Annotated in this window: 18 protein-coding genes; 13 read left to right on the top strand and 5 right to left on the bottom strand. The window is 69.8% G+C overall.

The window, feature by feature from the left end:
- Positions 1–7 precede the first annotated feature (7 nt).
- The 9 genes from IU459_RS09865 to mnhG all read left to right on the top strand — a co-directional run bounded on the left by IU459_RS09865 (position 8) and on the right by mnhG (position 10,474).
- Positions 8–445 (top strand): hypothetical protein, encoded by a 438-nt coding sequence (locus IU459_RS09865; RefSeq protein WP_195129181.1) that lies wholly within the window; start codon positions 8–10, stop codon positions 443–445.
- 79 nt (positions 446–524) lie between these two features.
- On the top strand, positions 525–2,876 hold the full coding sequence (locus IU459_RS09860; RefSeq protein WP_195129180.1) for an AAA family ATPase: 2,352 nt from the start codon (positions 525–527) through the stop codon (positions 2,874–2,876).
- 125 nt (positions 2,877–3,001) lie between these two features.
- Positions 3,002–4,303, top strand: coding sequence for a hypothetical protein (locus IU459_RS09855; RefSeq protein ID WP_195129179.1), 1,302 nt, complete (start codon positions 3,002–3,004; stop codon positions 4,301–4,303).
- Between the two features lie 110 nt (positions 4,304–4,413).
- Complete coding sequence (locus tag IU459_RS09850) at positions 4,414–7,323, top strand: Na+/H+ antiporter subunit A (protein WP_195129178.1); 2,910 nt, start codon at positions 4,414–4,416, stop codon at positions 7,321–7,323.
- A complete protein-coding gene (locus IU459_RS09845; protein ID WP_195129177.1) occupies positions 7,320–7,703 on the top strand; it encodes a Na(+)/H(+) antiporter subunit C in 384 nt (127 codons plus the stop codon). Before IU459_RS09850 ends, IU459_RS09845 begins: the two co-directional genes overlap by 4 nt.
- Positions 7,700–9,313: a Na+/H+ antiporter subunit D gene (locus IU459_RS09840; protein ID WP_195129176.1), complete on the top strand. Its 1,614-nt coding sequence runs from the start codon at positions 7,700–7,702 to the stop codon at positions 9,311–9,313. Before IU459_RS09845 ends, IU459_RS09840 begins: the two co-directional genes overlap by 4 nt.
- The gene (locus tag IU459_RS09835) at positions 9,310–9,885 is read left to right on the top strand and encodes a Na+/H+ antiporter subunit E (RefSeq protein ID WP_195129175.1); all 576 of its coding nucleotides are present in this window, start codon (positions 9,310–9,312) and stop codon (positions 9,883–9,885) included. Before IU459_RS09840 ends, IU459_RS09835 begins: the two co-directional genes overlap by 4 nt.
- A complete protein-coding gene (locus IU459_RS09830) occupies positions 9,882–10,142 on the top strand; it encodes a monovalent cation/H+ antiporter complex subunit F (protein WP_195129174.1) in 261 nt (86 codons plus the stop codon). The genes IU459_RS09835 and IU459_RS09830 overlap by 4 nt, the downstream gene beginning before the upstream one ends.
- A complete protein-coding gene (gene mnhG / locus IU459_RS09825) occupies positions 10,139–10,474 on the top strand; it encodes a monovalent cation/H(+) antiporter subunit G (RefSeq protein ID WP_195129173.1) in 336 nt (111 codons plus the stop codon). The genes IU459_RS09830 and mnhG overlap by 4 nt, the downstream gene beginning before the upstream one ends.
- A 34-nt stretch (positions 10,475–10,508) precedes the next feature.
- Here the strand turns inward: mnhG and IU459_RS09820 are convergent, their stop codons facing one another.
- From IU459_RS09820 to IU459_RS09800, 5 genes are all read right to left on the bottom strand, one after another.
- Complete coding sequence (locus IU459_RS09820; protein WP_195129172.1) at positions 10,509–11,876, bottom strand: phosphatase PAP2 family protein; 1,368 nt, start codon at positions 11,874–11,876, stop codon at positions 10,509–10,511.
- A gap of 68 nt (positions 11,877–11,944) precedes the next feature.
- A complete protein-coding gene (locus IU459_RS09815; RefSeq protein WP_195129171.1) occupies positions 11,945–13,090 on the bottom strand; it encodes a glutamate--cysteine ligase in 1,146 nt (381 codons plus the stop codon).
- Positions 13,091–13,101: 11 nt separating this feature from the next.
- The gene (gene sodC, locus IU459_RS09810) at positions 13,102–13,785 is read right to left on the bottom strand and encodes a superoxide dismutase[Cu-Zn] (protein ID WP_195129170.1); all 684 of its coding nucleotides are present in this window, start codon (positions 13,783–13,785) and stop codon (positions 13,102–13,104) included.
- Between the two features lie 156 nt (positions 13,786–13,941).
- Positions 13,942–14,493, bottom strand: a complete 552-nt coding sequence (locus IU459_RS09805; protein ID WP_195129169.1) for a LytR C-terminal domain-containing protein — start codon at positions 14,491–14,493, stop codon at positions 13,942–13,944.
- A 48-nt stretch (positions 14,494–14,541) separates the two neighbouring features.
- The gene (locus tag IU459_RS09800) at positions 14,542–14,895 is read right to left on the bottom strand and encodes a DUF3263 domain-containing protein (RefSeq protein ID WP_195129168.1); all 354 of its coding nucleotides are present in this window, start codon (positions 14,893–14,895) and stop codon (positions 14,542–14,544) included.
- A gap of 186 nt (positions 14,896–15,081) precedes the next feature.
- On the opposite strand from IU459_RS09800, the gene IU459_RS09795 reads away from it, so the two are divergent.
- From IU459_RS09795 to IU459_RS09780, 4 genes are all read left to right on the top strand, one after another.
- Entirely contained in the window at positions 15,082–15,672 is a 591-nt protein-coding gene (locus IU459_RS09795; RefSeq protein ID WP_195129167.1) for a peptide deformylase, read from the top strand.
- Entirely contained in the window at positions 15,662–16,669 is a 1,008-nt protein-coding gene (locus IU459_RS09790; protein WP_195129166.1) for an N-acetylglutamate synthase, CG3035 family, read from the top strand. Before IU459_RS09795 ends, IU459_RS09790 begins: the two co-directional genes overlap by 11 nt.
- A gap of 36 nt (positions 16,670–16,705) precedes the next feature.
- Complete coding sequence (locus tag IU459_RS09785; RefSeq protein WP_195129165.1) at positions 16,706–17,536, top strand: exodeoxyribonuclease III; 831 nt, start codon at positions 16,706–16,708, stop codon at positions 17,534–17,536.
- A gap of 74 nt (positions 17,537–17,610) precedes the next feature.
- On the top strand, positions 17,611–18,237 hold the full coding sequence (locus IU459_RS09780) for a TetR/AcrR family transcriptional regulator (protein ID WP_195129393.1): 627 nt from the start codon (positions 17,611–17,613) through the stop codon (positions 18,235–18,237).
- Positions 18,238–18,349 lie beyond the last annotated feature (112 nt).

The following is an 18,349-nucleotide window of genomic DNA, read 5'->3' as shown; positions in this document are numbered from 1 at the left end:
GCACGGTATGAAGCGAACTTCCGCCATCGTCCTAGCCGTTGGGACGGTGGGTTTCTTGCTGGCAGGCTGCGGCGGAGCGGACGAGTCCACCGCATCGAACGGACTCCGCCAGGGCGCGTCGAGCACCAGCGCCTCCGCGCCCGCACGCACCTCGACCGCTCCCACTGCGGCGCCGAAAGCCGACGCGGGCACAGACGCGCCGGTCACCACGATGCAGGAGGACACCTCCTCGCTCGGGCCCGCGTCCAGCACCACCTGCGGTGAGTTCAAGAACCTGGATACCGACGGCGAGAAAGCGCTGATCGAGCAGATACTGGCGGAGAACCCGGGCGGCCCGTTCGAGGGCAGCCCGAACGTCGCGCTCGGCACCGCCAAGCTGGTCTGCCTGTCGCCGAGCGTGGCAGGCACTTCCGTCGCGGTCGCCGCCGGAATCGTCAAGAAGTAGCAATACCCTTTCGTCACCGCCCGCCCTCCCGTGAGAACACTAACGATTCGGTATCGCCACTTCGGGGCATGCGTCCCCTATGCCCGAGCACGACATAGTGACCGACACCAGGGATGCGCGGCAGAATGGCACAGTGGCAGAACTGGCACTCACCGCCCGGCTGAATCCGTCCGCCGCCGATGCCCGGCGCGGGGTGGTCCGGTTGCATCCGGAGGCCATCACCGCGCTCGGACTGCGGGAATGGGACGGGATTCTGCTCGTGGGGACGCGGCGTACGGCCGCGGTGGTCGGTGTCGCGCGCCCGGGCACGCCCGCCGGAGTCGCCCTGCTCGACGACGTCACGCTCTCCAACGCCGGCCTGCGCGAGAACGTGACGGTAGTGGTCTGCCCCGCGACGGTCTACGGCGCGAAACAGATCTCGGTGAGCGGCTCGGTCCATGCCACCCGCACGATTCCGGCCTCGACTCTGCGGCAGGCGCTGCTCGGCAAAGTGGTCACGGTGGGCGACGCGGTCTCCCTGCTGCCGCGCGATCTCGGCCCCGACATCAGCTCCACGGCGGCCACCCAGGCGCTCTCGCGCACCTTCGGCATCGCATGGACCACCGAGTTGCTCACCGTCACCGCCACCGATCCGCGCGGCCCGGTGAGCGTCCAGCCGAACACCGCGGTGGTCTGGGGCGCGGGAGCCGTCGCCGCGCGCGCCGCCGCCGATCTGGCCTCGGCCGGAACGCCCATCCCGGCCGGTGAGGCCTCGCGCGGCGCCACCGAGGCCGCCGCGTTCTGCACGGCGGCGGGCACCAACGGCGCTTCGGCGGGACGAACCGCACCCACCAGGGATCTCGCACCGCGCATCTCGATCGAGGACCTGCCCGGCATGCGCGGCCAAGCCGCGAAACTGGGCGAATGGCTCAGCCTCGCGCTGGACGAGCCCGAGCTGCTGCGCACGCTCGGCGCGAAACCGCATCTCGGCGTGCTGATCACCGGACCCGCAGGTGTGGGCAAAGCGACGCTGGCCCGCGCGGTCACGGCGCGGCGGCGCGTCGTGGAGCTGGACGGCCCCACCATCGGCGCGGCCGAGAGCGGCGCGCGGCTGCGCGAGGTCGCCCAAGCGGTGGCCGACATCGGCTCCGGCCAAGGCGGCATCCTGCTCGTCACCGATATCGACGCCTTGCTGCCCGGTGACCCAGAACCGGTCGCCACGCTCATCCTCGACCAGCTGCGCGCGGCCATCGCCGAACCGGGCGTCGCACTCCTGGCGACCACGGCGCACCCGGTCGGGATCGACCAGCGGCTGCGGGCCCCCGACCTGTGCGACCGCGAACTCGCCTTGCCCCTGCCCACCGCCGCCGTGCGCAAGGCACTGCTGGAGCAGCTGCTGCGCCGAGTGCCGACCGAGGACCTGAAACTCGACGAGATCGCCGCGCGCACCCCGGGATTCGTGGTGTCCGATCTGGCGGCGCTGTGCCGAGAAGCGGCGCTGCGCGCGGCGTCGCGGGCCAGGGAACAGGGCGAGCCACAGCTCACCCAGTCCGACCTGCTCGGCGCGCTCGAGGTGATCCGGCCGCTGTCCCGGTCCGGCATGGAGGAGCTCGCGATCGGCAGCCTGAGTCTCGACGACGTCGGCGACATGGCGGACACCAAGCAGGCGTTGACCGAGGCCGTGCTGTGGCCGCTGCGGCATCCGGACTCCTTCGCCCGGCTCGGCATCGACCCGCCACGCGGCGTGCTGCTCTACGGCCCGCCCGGCTGCGGCAAGACTTTCCTGGTGCGCGCACTGGCGAGTACCGGGCAACTCAGTGTGCACACGGTCAAGGGCGCCGAGTTGCTGGACCGGTGGGTCGGCTCGTCCGAGCGCGCGGTGCGCGAACTCTTCCAGCGCGCGCGCGATTCGGCGCCGTCGCTGATCTTCCTGGACGAGGTCGACGCGCTCGCCGCCCGCCGCGGGCAGAGCGCCGACGCGGGCGTCGGCGACCGGGTGGTCGCGGCGCTGCTCACCGAGCTCGACGGGGTGGAACCGCTGCGCGACGTGGTGGTGCTCGGCGCGACCAACCGGCCGGAGCTGATCGACCCGGCGCTGCTGCGGCCGGGCAGGCTGGAACGGCTGGTCTTCGTGCCGCCGCCGGACGCGGCGGCTCGGCGGGAGATCCTGCGCACCGCGGGCCGAGCGGTGCCGTTGGCCGCCGACGTCGACCTCGACGCACTCGCGCACGAGTTGGACGGATACTCCGCCGCCGACTGCGCCGCGCTGCTGCGCGAGGCCGCGCTCGCGGCGATGCGCCGGGATGTGGAGGCCGCCGACGTGACCGCGGCCGACGTCGTGGCCGCCACCGCGGTGGTGCGCCCCTCACTCGACCCGCTGCAGATCGATGCGCTGCGCCGCTACGCGCACGATCGCGGCCAAGCCGCGGCCAGCGAGGGCCGCTACCTCTGATCGAGCCGAACAGAGCACTCCATTGGTAAACCGGATCTTCGTGCATCTTTCACACTGGAGACATTTCCGAGCGAATCGCTAGCAATTACAAGATCGCGGGCGCACCGCGGGTAAGTTCGACAACCGTGCGCAGGATCGGGGAGGTGGTCGACGCGACGGCGGCGTTCGTGGGCGCCGTGGTCGCGGGCGTCACACTGTTCCTGCCGGTCAGCGTCACCACGCAACAGCAGACCACGCCGTACCGGATCGCCGGCCTGCTCAACAGCGTGCCGCGCAGCGCGGCGCTGGGGGTGATCGTCGCCGTCACGGTGGCCGTTTTGGTCAGCACGACCGCCCGCCCGCTCACCGGGTGGGCCACGGCGACGGCAGGCGCGCTGGGGCAGCTGATCAACCACTTCGCCGGGCGCCAAGGGTCGACGGCGGAGATGCTCACCACGCAGAATTACATCGACTCGGTGTTCGGCGCCGTCCTGCTGGGCGGGCTGGGCGCCGTGGTGCTACGCAGGCTGCTACCCGGCGCGGCGTTCGCGGTGGGCGCCGTGGGGTTCTTCGCCTTCGGCGATCTCGCCGAGTTGCTGGATATCGACGCCGATCCGTACGCGGTGCTGGAGACCCCGCCGCGCTGGATGATCGGCGCGGCGCTGGCCTTACTGGTGATCAGTACCTTGCGCAACTGGTCGCGCGCCGAGGAGCCGAAGGCGCCGCGCATGGCGATCGCGCTGCCGGTGACACCGATCCTCGCCGCCACGGTGCTCGCACTGGTGATCCTGGCCGGCACCGAATGGCTGGGCCGCCAATACGCCAAGCTCCCCGACGAGAGCCATGCTGTCGAAATAGGGATCGTCGTGGCCGCGGCGATCATCAGCGCGACGGCCGCGGCCATGCTGCTGCCCGGCCGGGACGGTACCGGGGTGTACCTGGCCGTGAGCCTGTCCGCGGCGGTCGACGCGGTGGGTTACGCGGTCCGACCCGGCTGGAGTGCGGTGCTGCTGATCCCGCTGGCGGCGGTCGGCGTCGCGCTCGGCATCCGGATGACCTCGGCCGCCATCGCCATCCTGCTGGTCGCGGGCATCGCGATCTTCGCGATGATCACCTCGACGACCGCCAGCCCGTTCGGTTTCGCCGTTATCAGCGCCGTCATGGCGCTGACCGCGGGCTATTGCTGCGGCACGGCACGCCCGCGCTACGCGCCGAGCGGCGTACTCGGGCTGTCCGCGCTCTATCTGCCCTCGGCGGTATCGGTGATGCCGGACAAGCTCGAGGACTGGCACGCCGACGTGCCGGTGCACGACCCGACGCCGGGCCGCACCGCGCTCGTCATCGTCATAGGCAGTGCGATCGGAATCGCCGTGCTCCGGAAAATGCGGCCCCGCAGCAAGCCGCGTCCGAAAGGGCGACCCGAGAGCCAATCGTTAGCGGACATATAGCCTCGGCTCCAAGGTATAGCCGACGCCATATTCGCCCGCTCCACGAAAGGCCCAGGCTTTACGTAGGCTTGTCCCGGACACCCCGCCGCCCCTACTCGACGGAGTGAAGTTTGCTCGCAATCCTGCTCGCGCATGCTGCTGCCGCCTTGACGGCGCCGCTGTGGGTGCGGGCACTGGGACGTAACGCTTACTACCTGCTGGCGTTGGTCCCGCTCGGCGGTCTGACTTGGGTGATCGCGAATTGGGCTGATCCCCAGCGGGTTCGGCTGACCTGGGCGCCGAGCATCGCGATGAACATCGATCTGCGTTTCGACACGCTCGCGGCCGTGCTGTCCGCGCTCGTACTGGGCGTCGGGGCGCTGATCCTGGCCTACTGCGCCAGGTACTTCGAGGACGACGAACCGCGGCTCGGTGTGTTCGCCGCCGAGCTGATCGCCTTCGCAGGCGCGATGTTCGGGCTGGTGACCAGCGACAACATGCTGCTGCTCTACGTGTTCTGGGAAGCGACGACGGTCTTGTCGTTCCTGCTGATCGGTCACAATGCCGAGCAGGCCGCCACCCGCAGGGCCGCGATCCAGGCGCTGCTGGTGACCGGCGCGGGCGGGCTGGCGATGCTGACGGGCATCGTCGTGCTGGCCGAATCGAACGACAGCTACCTGCTGTCGGATCTGCTCACCACGGGGAGTCCACCGAGCGGTACGGCCGCGAATGTCGCGGTGGCGCTGCTGCTGGTGGGCGCGCTGACCAAATCCGCCGTGGTGCCGCTGCATTTCTGGTTGCCCGGCGCGATGGCCGCACCCACACCGGTGAGCGCGTACCTGCACGCGGCGGCGATGGTGAAGGCCGGTGTGTACCTGGTCGCCCGGCTGGCACCGGTGTTCGCGCAGAACCCGGTGTGGCATCCGCTGGTGCTCGTCCTCGGTCTGGCGTCCATGCTGCTGGCGGGCCTGCGGTCGCTGCAAGTCGTGGATCTGAAGCTGGTGCTGGCCTTCGGCACGGTGAGCCAGCTGGGGTTCTTGATCGTGCTGGCCGGCCTCGGCACGCCGGACGCCGCGCTGGCCGCGATGACCATGCTCATCGCGCACGCGCTGTTCAAGGCGTGTCTGTTCCTGGTGGTCGGGATCATCGATCACGGTGCGGGCACACGTGATCTGCGCAGGCTGTCCGGGCTGGGCCGCCGGGCTCCGGTGCTGTGCGGCGCCGCCATCCTCGCCGCGCTGAGTATGGCCGGAATCCCGCCTCTGCTCGGCTTCGTGGGCAAAGAGAGCGCGCTGAGCGCTGTTCTGGACGCGGAGACACTCACCGCGCCGGCACGCGCCGCGGTGATCGCGGGCGTGGTGCTCGGGTCGATATTGACGGTCGCCTACAGCCTTCGGTTCGTGTGGGGCAGCTTCGGGGACAAGCACGCCGCGCTACAACCGGCCGCCGGCGCCACACCGGTCGCCCACCATCCCAGCGAAGTGCCGGTCGAGCAGGACCAGCCGGAAGCCGCGGACCGCGGCATCCGCTGGCATCCGCCGGGCGCCCTGTTCCTGGCTCCGCCTGTGCTGCTCGCGGTAGCGAGCCTGGTGGCCGGCCTCGCGCCGTCATGGCTGGACACACGAGTGCGTCCCTACGCCGAAACACTTCCCGGACAATCGCTTTCGCAGCTGGCGCTCTGGCACGGCGGCAACGCCGCGCTGGTGTGGACGGTCCTGATCGTCGCCGTCGGCATCCTGCTGTACCGGCTGCGCGACCGCTTCCCCGAATCGGCGCACCCGCGGCTCGGCAATGCCGACCGCGCCTACGACGCGACGCTGCGCGCGATGGACACGCTGTCGCTGCGGATGACCGCCGCGGTGCAACGCGGCTCGCTGCCGCTGAGCCAGGCGGCGATCCTGGTCACGCTGGTCGTCCTGCCGAGCGCGCTGCTCGCCCTCGGCACCCGCACCGGAGTCGCACTGCGCCTGTGGGATTCGCCGCTACAACTGGTCATCGGCGCGATCATGGTGGTGACCGCGCTGGCCGCGACGGTGCTGCGCAACCGTTTGGCGAGCGTGCTGGTCGTCGGGGTGACCGGCTACGGCTGCGGCGTGATCTTCGCCCTGCACGGCGCGCCCGACCTCGCGCTGACCCAATTCCTCGTGGAAACGCTGACTCTGGTGATCTTCGTCCTGGTGCTGCGCGCCTTTCCGGCGACGATCGAGGCGAGCAGGACGACCGCGTTCAAGGCGCGCAGAGCGATCCTGTCCGCGGTGGTCGGCGTGGTGGTCGCGGTGCTCGCCGGTTTCGCCGTCGCGGCACGCACCGCCGAGCCCATCTGGCATCGAATCCCCGATGCCGCATACGCATTGGGCGGCGGCAGGAACGCGGTCAACGTGCTGCTCATCGACCTGCGTGCCTGGGACACCCTAGGCGAGATCTCCGTGCTCGTGGTCGCGGCGACCGGTGTGGCCTCGCTGGTGTTCCGCAGCAGGCGTTTCGGCAGCGCGCCGCGCGCGGCGGACTCCCCCGACTACGACCCCGATCTGGTGAGCTGGCTGCCCGCGGGCCGGTTGGTCGCCCGAGCCGAACGGTCGATGGTCCTGCAGATCACCACCCGCCTGGTGTTCCCGACCATCATGGTGCTGTCGGTCTACTTCTTCTTCTCCGGCCACAACGCGCCCGGTGGCGGTTTCGCGGGCGGACTCACCGCGGGGCTCGCGCTTACGCTGCGATATCTCGCCGGCGGCCGCTACGAGCTCGGCGAGGCGCTGCCGGTCGACGCGGGACACGTCCTCGGCGCCGGCCTTACTCTGGCGGCGGGCACCGCGGTCTCCTCACTGCTGCTGGGCGCGCCGCCGCTGTCCTCGGCGATCATCGAGGTGACGCTGCCGGTGCTCGGTCACGTCAAGGTGGTCACCGCGCTGCTGTTCGACCTCGGCGTGTACCTCATCGTGGTCGGCTTGGTCCTGGACGTGCTGCGCAGCCTCGGCGCGCGCCTCGACAGCGAGCTCGCCGACGCCGAGACCACTTCGGAGCAGGGGGATTCCGGCAGATGACGGCGAATCTGACGCTATTGGTCGTGATCGGCGTCCTGGTCGCGTGCGGTGTGTATCTGATCCTGGAACGCGCCGTGTCGAAGATGCTGCTCGGGTTGATCTTGTTCGGCAACGCGGTGAACCTGCTGATCCTCACCGCGGGCGGCGGCGACGGCAAACCGCCCATCCGGGGCGAGACCGGGACCGCGACCGAGGACATGGCCGACCCGTTGGCCCAGGCCATGGTGCTCACCGCGATCGTGATCACCATGGGCGTCGCGGCATTCGTACTCGCCCTCGCCTACCGCGCCTACATGCTCACCACCACCGACGACGTGGCCAACGACCAGGAAGACGTCGACGTCGCCCGGCGGCGCGCGGGAGAGGACCCGGAAACGTGAACCTCCCTCCGGGCCTGCTGCCGATCCTCGCTCCACTGCCGGTACTCGTGCCGCTGCTCGGCGCCGCGGCCACGCTCGTCTTCGGCCGCAGGCCACGCGTGCAGAGCGCGGTGAGCTTCGCCGCACTCGCGGGCGTGGTGGTGATCTGCGGGCTGCTGCTGTTCCTGGTCGACCGGGACGGCACCACCGCGCTGCAGGTCGGCAACTGGCCGGTGCCGATCGGCATCACGCTGGTGGTGGACCGGCTGTCGGCCGCGATGCTGCTGGTCTCGTCCATCGTCTTGCTGTCGGTCTGGCTCTACGGCGCGGGCCAGAACATCCGCGACGGCGACGAGCGGCAACCGACCTCGATCTACCGGCCCACGTATCTCGTGCTCACGGCCGGTGTTTCGGCGGCGTTCCTGGCCGGGGACCTGTTCAACCTGTTCGTCGGCTTCGAGATCCTCCTCGCCGCCTCGTTCGTGCTGCTCACCGTCGGTGCGACTACCGAGCGCGTCCGCGCGGGCGTGGGCTACGTGATGGTCTCGATGGTTTCCTCGCTGATCTTCCTCACCGGCATCGGTCTGACCTACGCGGCCACCGGAACCCTGAACCTCGCCCAGCTCGCGGTCCGGTTCGGCGCGGTGCCGGAGGGCACCCGGACCGCGATCTACGCGGTTCTGCTAGTGGCGTTCGGCGTCAAGGCGGCCGTCTTCCCGCTGTCCAACTGGCTGCCCGACTCCTATCCGACCGCCCCGGCCCCGGTTACCGCCGTATTCGCCGGGCTGCTCACCAAAGTAGGCGTGTACGCGATCATCCGGACGCACTCGCTGCTGTTCCCAGCGGGCGGTTTCGACTCGGTGCTGCTGGTGTGCGGTCTGCTCACCATGCTCGTCGGCATCCTCGGCGCGATCGCGCAGAGCGACATCCGCCGGTTGCTCTCGTTCACGCTGGTCAGCCACATCGGATACATGGTCTTCGGGGTGGGGGTCGCCAATACGGCCGGGCTGGCGGGCGCGGTGTTCTATGTGGCCCACCACATTCTGGTGCAGACCTCGCTGTTCCTGGTGGCCGGACTGATCGAGCGGCAAGCCGGATCGACCTCGCTGCGCAGGCTGGGCGGGCTCGCTGCCGCGAGTCCGCTGCTCGCGGTGCTGTTTCTCGTGCCCGCGCTGAATCTCGGTGGTATTCCGCCCTTCTCGGGGTTCATCGGCAAGGTCGCGCTGTTGCAGGCGGGCGCGGAGCGGGGCAGCGCGCTGGCCTGGGTGCTGGTCGGCGGAGCCGTGCTCACCAGCTTGCTCACCCTCTACACCGTCGCGCGGGTGTGGAGTAAAGCGTTCTGGCGTCCACGCGAGGACGCGCCCGAGGGGCATCTCACCGCGGCGCGACCGCCCACGCTGATCGAGGAGTCCACCGTCGTGCACTACGACGAGCGCATCGATCCCGGCCGGATGCCCGCGCTCATGGTGCTGTCCACGGCGGCGCTGGTCACGGTCGGCCTGTGTCTCACGGTGCTGGCCGGTCCGATCCTCGCCATCGCCGACCGAGCCGCGACCGATCTGCGTGATCCGGGCGTGTACATCGGTGCGGTGCTCGGTGGTTCGCCCGACGACCCGGGAGCGTTGCGATGAGCGACGAGCAGACCGCGCGCGGCACGCGGCGCGACACGGTGGTGCGGATCGCCATTCTGATCTGGCTCACCCTCGTCTGGATCGCGTTGTGGGGCGATCTCAGCGTGGCCAACCTGCTGGGCGGGCTGGTAGTCGCCGCACTGATCATGGTGGCGCTGCCATTGCCGCGCGTGCCGGTGGCCGGACGGCTGAGCCTGCTCCCGCTGCTCGAATTACTCGTGGTGAGCGCGTATTACGCGGTGGAGTCCAGTCTCCAGGTCGCCTGGTTCGCGATCCGCCCGGCGCCGACGCCGGTGTCCGGAGTGCTGCGGGTGTACTCCGGCACGCGGTCGGATCTGGTGCTCGTGTTGTGGGCCGACCTGCTCAACCTGATCCCCGGCACCATGGTGCTGGAGATCGACCGCAGCCGCTGCGTGGTCTATGTTCACGTCCTCGACGTCGGCAGCGACGCCGCCGTGGACAAGTTCTACCGGACCACTCGGCGGCTGGAACGCCTGCTGATCGAAGGGTTGGAGCGTCCGACCGGATGGCCGTTCGCCCGACCTACCTCGCCACCGGAGGTGACCCCGTGACCGTAGTCGCCATTCTCGCCGCCGTCTTGCTGACGGCCGCCGCCCTGCTCACCACCTATCGCGTCGTGGTGGGCCCGAGCACACTGGACCGAGTCGTCGGCGTCGACTCGCTGATGGCCATCGCCGCCTCCGGACTGGCCGTGTGGGCGGCCTACAGCGCCGATACCACGCCGATCCCGGCGATCGTCGCGCTGGCGCTGGTGGGGTTCCTCGGTTCGGCCGCGGTGTCGCGTTTCCGAGTGCGGGACGACACATGAACCTCTGGTACGTGGTCGCGGGCTTCCTGATCCTGTTCGGCTCGACGCTCGCGCTGACCGCCGCGATCGGGCTCGTGCGCTTCCCGGATACCCTGACCCGGATGCATGCCGCGACCAAACCCCAGGTGATCGGGCTGATCCTGGTGCTCGTGGGCGCCGCGATCCAGCTGCGCGGGCACGGCGACGTGTGGGCGCTGGCGCTGGTCGGGCTGTTCACGCTGCTCACCGCACCGGTGATCGCCCATCTCATCGGCCGCACGGCCTACCGCGAGCAGCGCCACCGCGACGGGCTGCTGCGCGTCAACGAGATGCGTGACGACGACGTCGACTAGACGTCGAAGGACTGCGTAGCCGGGTAAACCGCGCTCAGCGCGCGGCGTGCTCGACCTCCCGCGGCGCCTGCTGCGGTTCCCGCACACTCGCGAACCAGGTCGCGTGGAATGCCGCGGCCAGTCCGGCCAGCAGTCCGAGCACGACCGTGCCGGCGAACACCGGATAATCGGCCATCGGCACGGCCAGATACCGGTAGGACAGCAGCAGCGCGGCCAGCACAGCCACACCGCTGGCGACCAGCCGGATCCGGAACCATCCCCAGCCGCGCTCCGGCTCGCGCAGCGCGGACTCGACGGTGAGGCACAGCACCGCGCCCGCCACCAGATCCACGCCGTAGTGGTAGCCGAAGCCCAGGGTGGCCGCCAGGGTGGCCAGCAGCCAGAACGCACCGCCCCAGCGCAGCCAGCGTGGCGCCGGCGCGCCGTCGATGTCGCGGCGGGTGTGCAGGAAGACCGACAGCGCCCAGGCCGTGTGCATAGATGGCATGCAGTTGCGGGGGATCGCCGCGTCGAACGGCAACGGCATCGGATTCCGGTCGATCGGCGGCACAACGCCGGGCCAGTAGTTGCCCAGTTGCAATCCATTGCCGTCCGGCCCGTAGGCGAACATCGGCCCCACGACCGGGAACAGCACGTACACCAGCGGGCCGATCAGCCCGAGCACGAGAAATGTGCGCACCAGATAGTGCGACGGCCAACGGCCCGACGACACCACATGGCGCAGCTGCCACACGGCCACGACAATCGCCGCCACCGGCAGCTCGATGTAGACCCAATGCAGCACCGCGTAGACCACCGGCCCCAGCGCGTCGATCGCGCGACCGAGTACCCAGGACGGATCGCCCAGCGCATGGTCGGCCAGGATCACGTACTCGTCGAGCACTGTCGGCCTGCCGATCACGGTGATGTGCAGCCACACGTCGCCGACTTTGGTGGCCAGGATGAGCAGCGCGCCGAGCGCGGCCGCGTGCAATGCGTCGCGCCGTTCGGCGCCCGTCCAGCGCAGCCAGGCCAGCAGCGCCAACGCGGTGAGCACGATGACCGGGCCGTTGCCGATCGCGAACGGCTCCCCGGCCAGCAACCGGGCGCCGGCCCACGCCACATCGATGGCCACCGCGACACCGACCGCGACCAGCCTGCGCCGGACCGAAATACCCACCAGCGCAAGGATCAGCCCCGCCCACGGAACAGACATGGACTTGGGTGTACCGACGTAATCCCGCCACAAGCTGTCCAGCGGTCCTTCGAAACCCTCGCGAATGGCGATGACCTGCAATGCGATCAGCAAAACGGGCACCGCGGCCACCGCGGCCGCGACCCCGGTCCGGGTCCGCGACTCGCGACTGCGCACGACCGCGCTTCCTGCTCTGGCACCCGGGTTTTCGACAAGCACGACGACCATAGTAAACAGGGGGTGAACGACATCCCCCTGGCCAGCTGAACAGCAACCGACTTACCCGCGGCGCTTCGCTACTGGTTCAGCTCCTTGACCAGCGCGTCCACCACCGCGACCAAATCACCCTGCGACGCCGCGGCAACCCGGCGCTGCCGCTGATACGAGGCGCCCCGCTTCGGGATCTCGGCGACCGACGCGAGCTCGTCGGCGCAGCCGATCCGCGCCGCCGTCGGCTCCAGCCGGTTCAGCAGGTCATCGAGGTCGTCGGTGACCAGCCGCTCGTTGCTGTCGGCGTCGGTGATGATGATCGCGTCCAGCCCGTACCGGGCTGCCCGCCACTTGTTCTCCTGCACATGCCACGGCGGAAGGGTCGGCATGGTCTCGCCGTCCACGACGCGCCGATCCAGGTCGACGATCAGGCAGTGGATGAGCGCGGCCATCGCGGCCAGTTCAGCGCGCGTGGAGATCCCGTCGCACACCCGAACCTCGATCGTGCCCCACTTCGGCGCCGGGCGAATATCCCAGTGCATGCCGCCGAGCTGGGTGAACACACCGGTCTTGAGCTGGTCGTGCACGAAATGCTCGAACTGCGTCCAGTTTTCGAACTGGAACGGCAGGCCCGCGGTCGGCAACTGCTGGAACATCAGCGTCCGGTTGCTGGCGTAGCCGGTGTCCGAACCGGACCACATCGGCGAGGACGCGGACAGCGCGAGCAGATGCGGGTAGGACAGCAGCAGCGAGTTCAGGATCGGAAAGACCTTGTCGCGGTGGGACACTCCGACGTGCACGTGCACGCCCCAGATCATCATCTGGCGGCCCCACCACTGGGTGCGCTCGATCAGCTCGTCGTAGTGCTCCGAGCGGGTCAGCTGCTGCGCCGACCACTGGGCGAAAGGATGGGTACCCGCGCAGAACAGGTCGACACCGAGCGGGTCGGCCGCGCGCCGCACGGTGTCCATGGTGCCGGACAGGTCCTCCACCGCCGCGCCGACGGTGTCGTGCACGCCCGTGACGATCTCCACGGTGTTGCGCAGCAGCTCCTTGGTCACCTGCGGCGTGCCGTCGTGTGCGCGCAGGTCACCGACCGAGTCGAAGACCGCCGCCGCGGTATTCGACAAGTCGCGGGTCGCCTTGTCGACCAAGGCGATCTCCCATTCGATCCCGATGGTGGGGCGGGGCGAGCCACCGAAGGGAACGTGTTCGATTCCTGCCCCGGCCATATGACACCGTTCTACTGAATGACGCCACAGGCGACACGACCGCCAGCATCGCCGGTCGCCAGTGTCGTCTCGTCCGGGCCCGCGACGCCGTCGGCGCGGACATAGCGATTGGGGATGTTGCCGAAGTTGTCGGAGTCGGCGTGGATGATCAGGGCCTTCCCCTTGATCTCGTCCAACGTGACCGAGTCGGTGGTGGTGATCAGCTTCGCGGAGCCGTCCGAGCGCACCTCGAGCGAGGTCAGGTCACCGCTGGCCGGGTGTGCGTTGGCGCTGCCGACCTGCAGATGGCCGCCCGCCGAGAGGAAGTCGCCCGCCGGTCCGCCAGTCGGGGCGACCGAGTTGGGTTCGCACTTGCCCACCGAGTGAACGTGCAGGCCGTGGAAGCCGGGACGCAGGCCGTGCGCCTCCACCGCGACCTGGAGATGATTGCCGTCCTTGGCGAAGTTCGCGGTGCCGACCGAGGCACCCGACGGGTCCTTCAGCTCCACGTTCACTCCGGGGTCGGTGTGCGGCGTGCCGTGCTCGGAGGCATGCTCGCCTGCCGGAGCGGGGGAACCGGTCCACACCGGCGGCGTGGTGCCCTTGACGTCACTCGACTCCTGGCTGTTCGTGCAGGCGGCGAGGCCGAAGACCGCGACCGCGAGCAGCGGGGTCGCAGTCCGCCAAGACGGGCGTCGAGTAGTGGACGGGGCCATCGGGGAACTCCTTTACGAGTACCGAGTTTACGAGTAAAGCTGGGTGGACACGTTCGTTACCGCACAGAATGATGCCACGCCCGCCGTTTCGCGCCCCCGACCGGGCCGCCCGACTTCTTCCTCCGTCCGGCACACGCGAACGGCGGCTTACACCCCTCAGTTACCCGTGACGATCACGGTTACACCCGGCGCCGAATCCCCGATCGCGCTCGACTTCGGTGCGACGGCCGCGTCGAGCTCGTCCGCGATGGCCTGTGCCGCCTCCTTGTCACCAGGCGAATTTCCGTAAAAAACGGTGGTTTTCGGGATATTGGCCCCTGGATAGTTCCCGGTTTCCGCGATCGTCCACCCGTTCGACGAGAGCTGGGTCGCCGTCTTCGCCGCGAGCCCTGCCACCATGCTGTTGTTGAGCACGCGCACCGGCACCGAACGGGCCGCCACGCCGCTGGTCGCCGCCGCGGACGTGCTGGTCGACGCGGCGGTCGAGGACGCGGCCTGCGCCTTGGGCGCCGTGGTGCCCGCCGGGACCTGAGGCGCCGCGGTCGCGGTGGAGGTCTCGGGCTGACTCGGTCCCGAGGCGTCGGTGTCGGCGTCGGAATTCGACAGCGACATCGCGCCGAGACCTGCGAAGACGATGGCCAACGCGATCAGCACCATCGCCAGGGCGCGCAACGGTGGCCCACCGGAGGTGGGATTCGGGTAGCTCACCCCCGCGAGCCTAGTCGCACCGGGTGGGTCGAGGCCCGCATCGCGGGGTCAGACCTGAAAACCGAGTCGCCGCGCCGCCCGCGCCTTCTGTCTGCTCGCGCGCAGCCTGCGCAGCCGCTTCACCAGCATCGGATCCGCGGCCAGCGCCTCGTTCCGGTCGACGAGGGCATTGAGCACCTGGTAGTACCGAGTCGGCGACATGCCGAACAGCTCGCGGATCGCTTCTTCCTTGGCTCCCGCGTACTTCCACCACTGCCGCTCGAAGGCGAGGATGTCGAGATCGCGCCGGCTCAGACCGTTGCCGTCGCCGTGGTCGGCATGCGCCGATTCCGCCGTGCCCTCGCCGCGCACGGAAGGGCCGTCCTGGATCTCGGAAAGATTCCGTGCCGCTGCGCCGTCCATCTCGCTCCCTCGCCGAGTAACCACCAGACGAAAATGGTGCTTGTACGTCGCGGATCATTCAACCACGTGCGCCGTGAAACCCCTGGGCCACGGCACGGCGTGTTCGCTACCTGCCGGTAGCCAGGCGCGTCGTGGTTGCGGCACCCGCGGCGCTGGGCCCAGGATGCCACGGCAATAATTGGGCCCATGGCAATCCTCCCGATCGTGATCGTCGGCGACCCGGTTCTGCACAATCCGACCGAGCGGGTCACCCAATCGCCGGAGGAGTTGGCTCCGCTCATCGCGGACATGTACGACACGCTGGACGCGGCGCACGGCGTCGGGCTCGCGGCCAACCAGGTCGGCGTCGGCCTGCGCCTGTTCATCTACGACTGCCCGGACCTCGGCGCGGACGGCACCACGACGCGGCGGCGCGGCGCGGTGATCAACCCGGTGCTGGAGACCTCGGAGATCCCGGAGACCATGCCCGACCCGGACGACGACGAAGAAGGCTGTCTGTCGGTGCCGGGCGAGCAGTTCCCCACCGGCCGCGCCGAATGGGCCAAGGTGACCGGCACCGACGAGCACGGCAACCCGGTCGAGGTGGAGGGCAAGGGATTCTTCGCCCGCATGCTCCAGCACGAGGTCGGTCATCTGGACGGGTTCCTCTACGTGGACGTGCTGATCGGCCGCAATGCACGGGCGGCGAAGAAGGCGATCAAGCGCAACGGTTGGGGTACACCGGGTTTGAGCTGGCTGCCCGGCACCGACCCCGATCCGTTCGGGCATGACGACTGACCCCGGCCCCGGTCTGCCCGATATCCCGCTCGGCCGCCGGGTGGTGCTGCGCTATCAGCTGCCCGCGGGCTATCCGCAACCGCTCACCGATGTGATCGGCGAACTCGTCTCGCTGGACCCGCCGACCGTGCGCGGCGCCGACGGCCAGGTCGTGTCGGTCGCGCCGGACCGGGTGGTCGCGCTGAAAGCAATCGGCCCGCGGCCGATTCGCACCAAAGAGATCCGCGCCCTGGAAGCCGCCGCCGCCTACGCCTGGCCCGGCGTCGAGCACGCCTGGATCGACGGCTGGCTGGCGCGCGCGGGCCACGGCTACACCGGCCGCGCGAACTCCGCTGTGCCACTGGGCAGTTCCGACCGCCCGGCGGTCGTGTCCGCGGAGACGCTGCACCGGATCGGCGAGTGGTACACCGCGCGCGGCCTGCCGCTGCAACTCGCGCTGCCCGATCGGCTCGCCCCCGTGCCGCCCGGCTGGCACAGCTGGCGGGAGACGCTCATGCTGGCCATCGATATCGATAATTTCGTTCTGCCCCAGGGCCCTCCGATGGTGCGCATCGCGGCGGAACCGAATGACGACTGGCTGACGATGCACCGTTACAGCGGCGAAGACCCTGCCGTACAAGAGCTTTCGTCTCCGCTCGTGGTTCCCGAGGTGCTGACCGCGGTCCACGACGGCGAACTCGGCTTCGCCTCACTCGGCCTGCCGCGTCCCCTCGCGATCGGCCGCGGAGCACTCACCACCGCGCCGGACGGACGGCGCTGGGTCGGCCTCAGCTGCGTGGCGGTCGCCGCCGCGCACCGCAGGCACGGACTCGGCTCGCTGGTCTGTGCCGAGCTGCTGCGCTGGGGCAGTGACCGCGGCGCGACGCACGCGTACCTGCAGGTGGAGGCCACCAACGTGGCCGCAGGCGCGATGTATCGCGAACTGGGCTTCGTCGCGCACCACGCCTATCGGTACGCGGGGCCTTGGCCTCTCGCCGAACCCGGCGGCCTGCGGTAGAACAGACCTGTCACTACTCGTGAAGGAAGGCCTTCGGTGCGTCTCGCCACCTGGAACGTCAACTCGATCCGCTCCCGGCTCGATCGCGTCGCGGACTGGCTGGACCGCCAGGACATCGACGTGCTGGCCATCCAGGAGACCAAGTGCCGGGACGACCAGTTCCCGTTCGAGCGCTTCGACGAGTTCGGCTACGAGGTGGCCCACCTCGGCATCAACCAGTGGAACGGGGTGGCGATCGTCTCCCGGGTCGGCCTCGCCGACGTCGAGCTCGCCTTCCCGGACCAGCCGGGTTTCGACCGGGACGCGGGCGACGCACTGATCAGCGCGCCGGTGGTCGAGTCCCGTGCGATCGGCGCCACCTGCGGCGGCGTGCGAGTCTGGAGCCTGTACGTGCCCAACGGCCGCACGCCGCACGATCCGCACTACGCCTACAAGCTGGAATGGCTTGCCGCGCTGCGCGACAACGGTGCGCGCTGGCTGGCCGAGGATCCGCAGGCGAAGATCGCGCTGATGGGCGACTGGAATATCGCCCCGACCGACGACGATGTGTGGTCCGTGGAGTACTTCGCCGACAAGACGCACACCTCGCAACCGGAACGCGACGCCTTCCACGCCGTCGTCGACGCCGGGTACGCGGACGTCATGCGTCCGTTCGCGCCCGGCCCCGGCGTCTACACCTACTGGGACTACACCCAGCTGCGTTTCCCGCGTAAGGAGGGGATGCGCATCGATTTCATCCTCGCGTCCCCGGCGCTGGCCGCCACCGTGACCGACGCGACGGTCGACCGGGAGGCGCGAAAGGGCAAGGGCGCCAGCGATCACGCTCCGGTGATCGCCGAATTCACCGACGGCCCGCAGCACCCGTGACCCGGCCGTCACAACCGCCCTTCCCGCGCCGGACCAGCGGGAATCGGGCGACCGGAACGCCTAGGTCGAGCGGCATCGGCGGCGACCCGGCCGCCAGGCAGCGGCAGCGGGCGCAACATCTCGGTCCGCAGCGGCGCCGCCCGCAGGTACTCGACACCGCGCTCGCCATCGCCGTGGAGAACGGCATCGCCGCGGTCACCATGGCCGCCATCGCGGAGCGCATGAACGTGACCAGGCCGGTGGTGTACGCCTGCTTCGCCGATCGCGTCGAGCTGATCGAGGCGCTGATCCAGCGCGAGGAGGGCTACTTGGTCAGCGGCGTGCTAGAGGTGGTGACGCCGTACGACGTCGACGCCGACGAGACCGTCTTCGTCGCGGGATTCCGCCGGCTGTTGGCGAAGGCCGCGGAGCGACCCGACGCCTGGCGGCTGGTCTACGGCAATCCCGATCCGGCCGTGGCCAATTCATTCGGCCGCGGCCGCGCGCTCGTCGTCGAGCGCTGCGCCGAATTGCTGCGTCCGACCCTGCGTGCCTGGGGCACGGAGGACGCCGAGCGCAAGCTGCCCGTGCTGGTGGAGCAGTGGGTGTCCGCGGGGGAAGCGGCGGTGCGCGCGCTGCTCGCGGACCAGGACGGCTGGACACCGGAGGACCTCGGCGCGTTCGTCGGCGCCGCGGTCTACCGGTCCCTGCGGAACGCCTGAACACCAGGCTGACATTTGTTCGACGAAGACGGGCGTCACTCGGCAATTCGACAGGCCACCGGGCGGATATCCGCCAAAAGTTGGCGTCGACCGGGTCGCGTTTCCGCTCCGC

The organism is Nocardia amamiensis (assembly GCF_015477605.1).
Taxonomy (GTDB): domain Bacteria; phylum Actinomycetota; class Actinomycetes; order Mycobacteriales; family Mycobacteriaceae; genus Nocardia; species Nocardia amamiensis_A.
Note: the sequence above shows the minus strand (reverse complement) of the source record. Positions and strands in the feature narration are given on the sequence as shown.

Bases quoted from the DNA above. Each gene is read 5' to 3' on its own strand.
- mnhG (WP_195129173.1), top strand. From the start codon at position 10,139: ATGAACCTCTGGTACGTGGTCGCGGGCTTCCTGATCCTGTTCGGCTCG.
- IU459_RS09860 (WP_195129180.1), top strand. From the start codon at position 525: ATGCCCGAGCACGACATAGTGACCGACACCAGGGATGCGCGGCAGAAT.
- IU459_RS09865 (WP_195129181.1), top strand. From the start codon at position 8: ATGAAGCGAACTTCCGCCATCGTCCTAGCCGTTGGGACGGTGGGTTTC.
- IU459_RS09815 (WP_195129171.1), bottom strand. From the start codon at position 13,090: ATGGCCGGGGCAGGAATCGAACACGTTCCCTTCGGTGGCTCGCCCCGC.
- IU459_RS09835 (WP_195129175.1), top strand. From the start codon at position 9,310: ATGAGCGACGAGCAGACCGCGCGCGGCACGCGGCGCGACACGGTGGTG.
- sodC (WP_195129170.1), bottom strand. From the start codon at position 13,785: ATGGCCCCGTCCACTACTCGACGCCCGTCTTGGCGGACTGCGACCCCG.
- IU459_RS09795 (WP_195129167.1), top strand. From the start codon at position 15,082: ATGGCAATCCTCCCGATCGTGATCGTCGGCGACCCGGTTCTGCACAAT.
- IU459_RS09800 (WP_195129168.1), bottom strand. From the start codon at position 14,895: ATGGACGGCGCAGCGGCACGGAATCTTTCCGAGATCCAGGACGGCCCT.
- IU459_RS09790 (WP_195129166.1), top strand. From the start codon at position 15,662: ATGACGACTGACCCCGGCCCCGGTCTGCCCGATATCCCGCTCGGCCGC.
- IU459_RS09820 (WP_195129172.1), bottom strand. From the start codon at position 11,876: ATGGTCGTCGTGCTTGTCGAAAACCCGGGTGCCAGAGCAGGAAGCGCG.
- IU459_RS09845 (WP_195129177.1), top strand. From the start codon at position 7,320: ATGACGGCGAATCTGACGCTATTGGTCGTGATCGGCGTCCTGGTCGCG.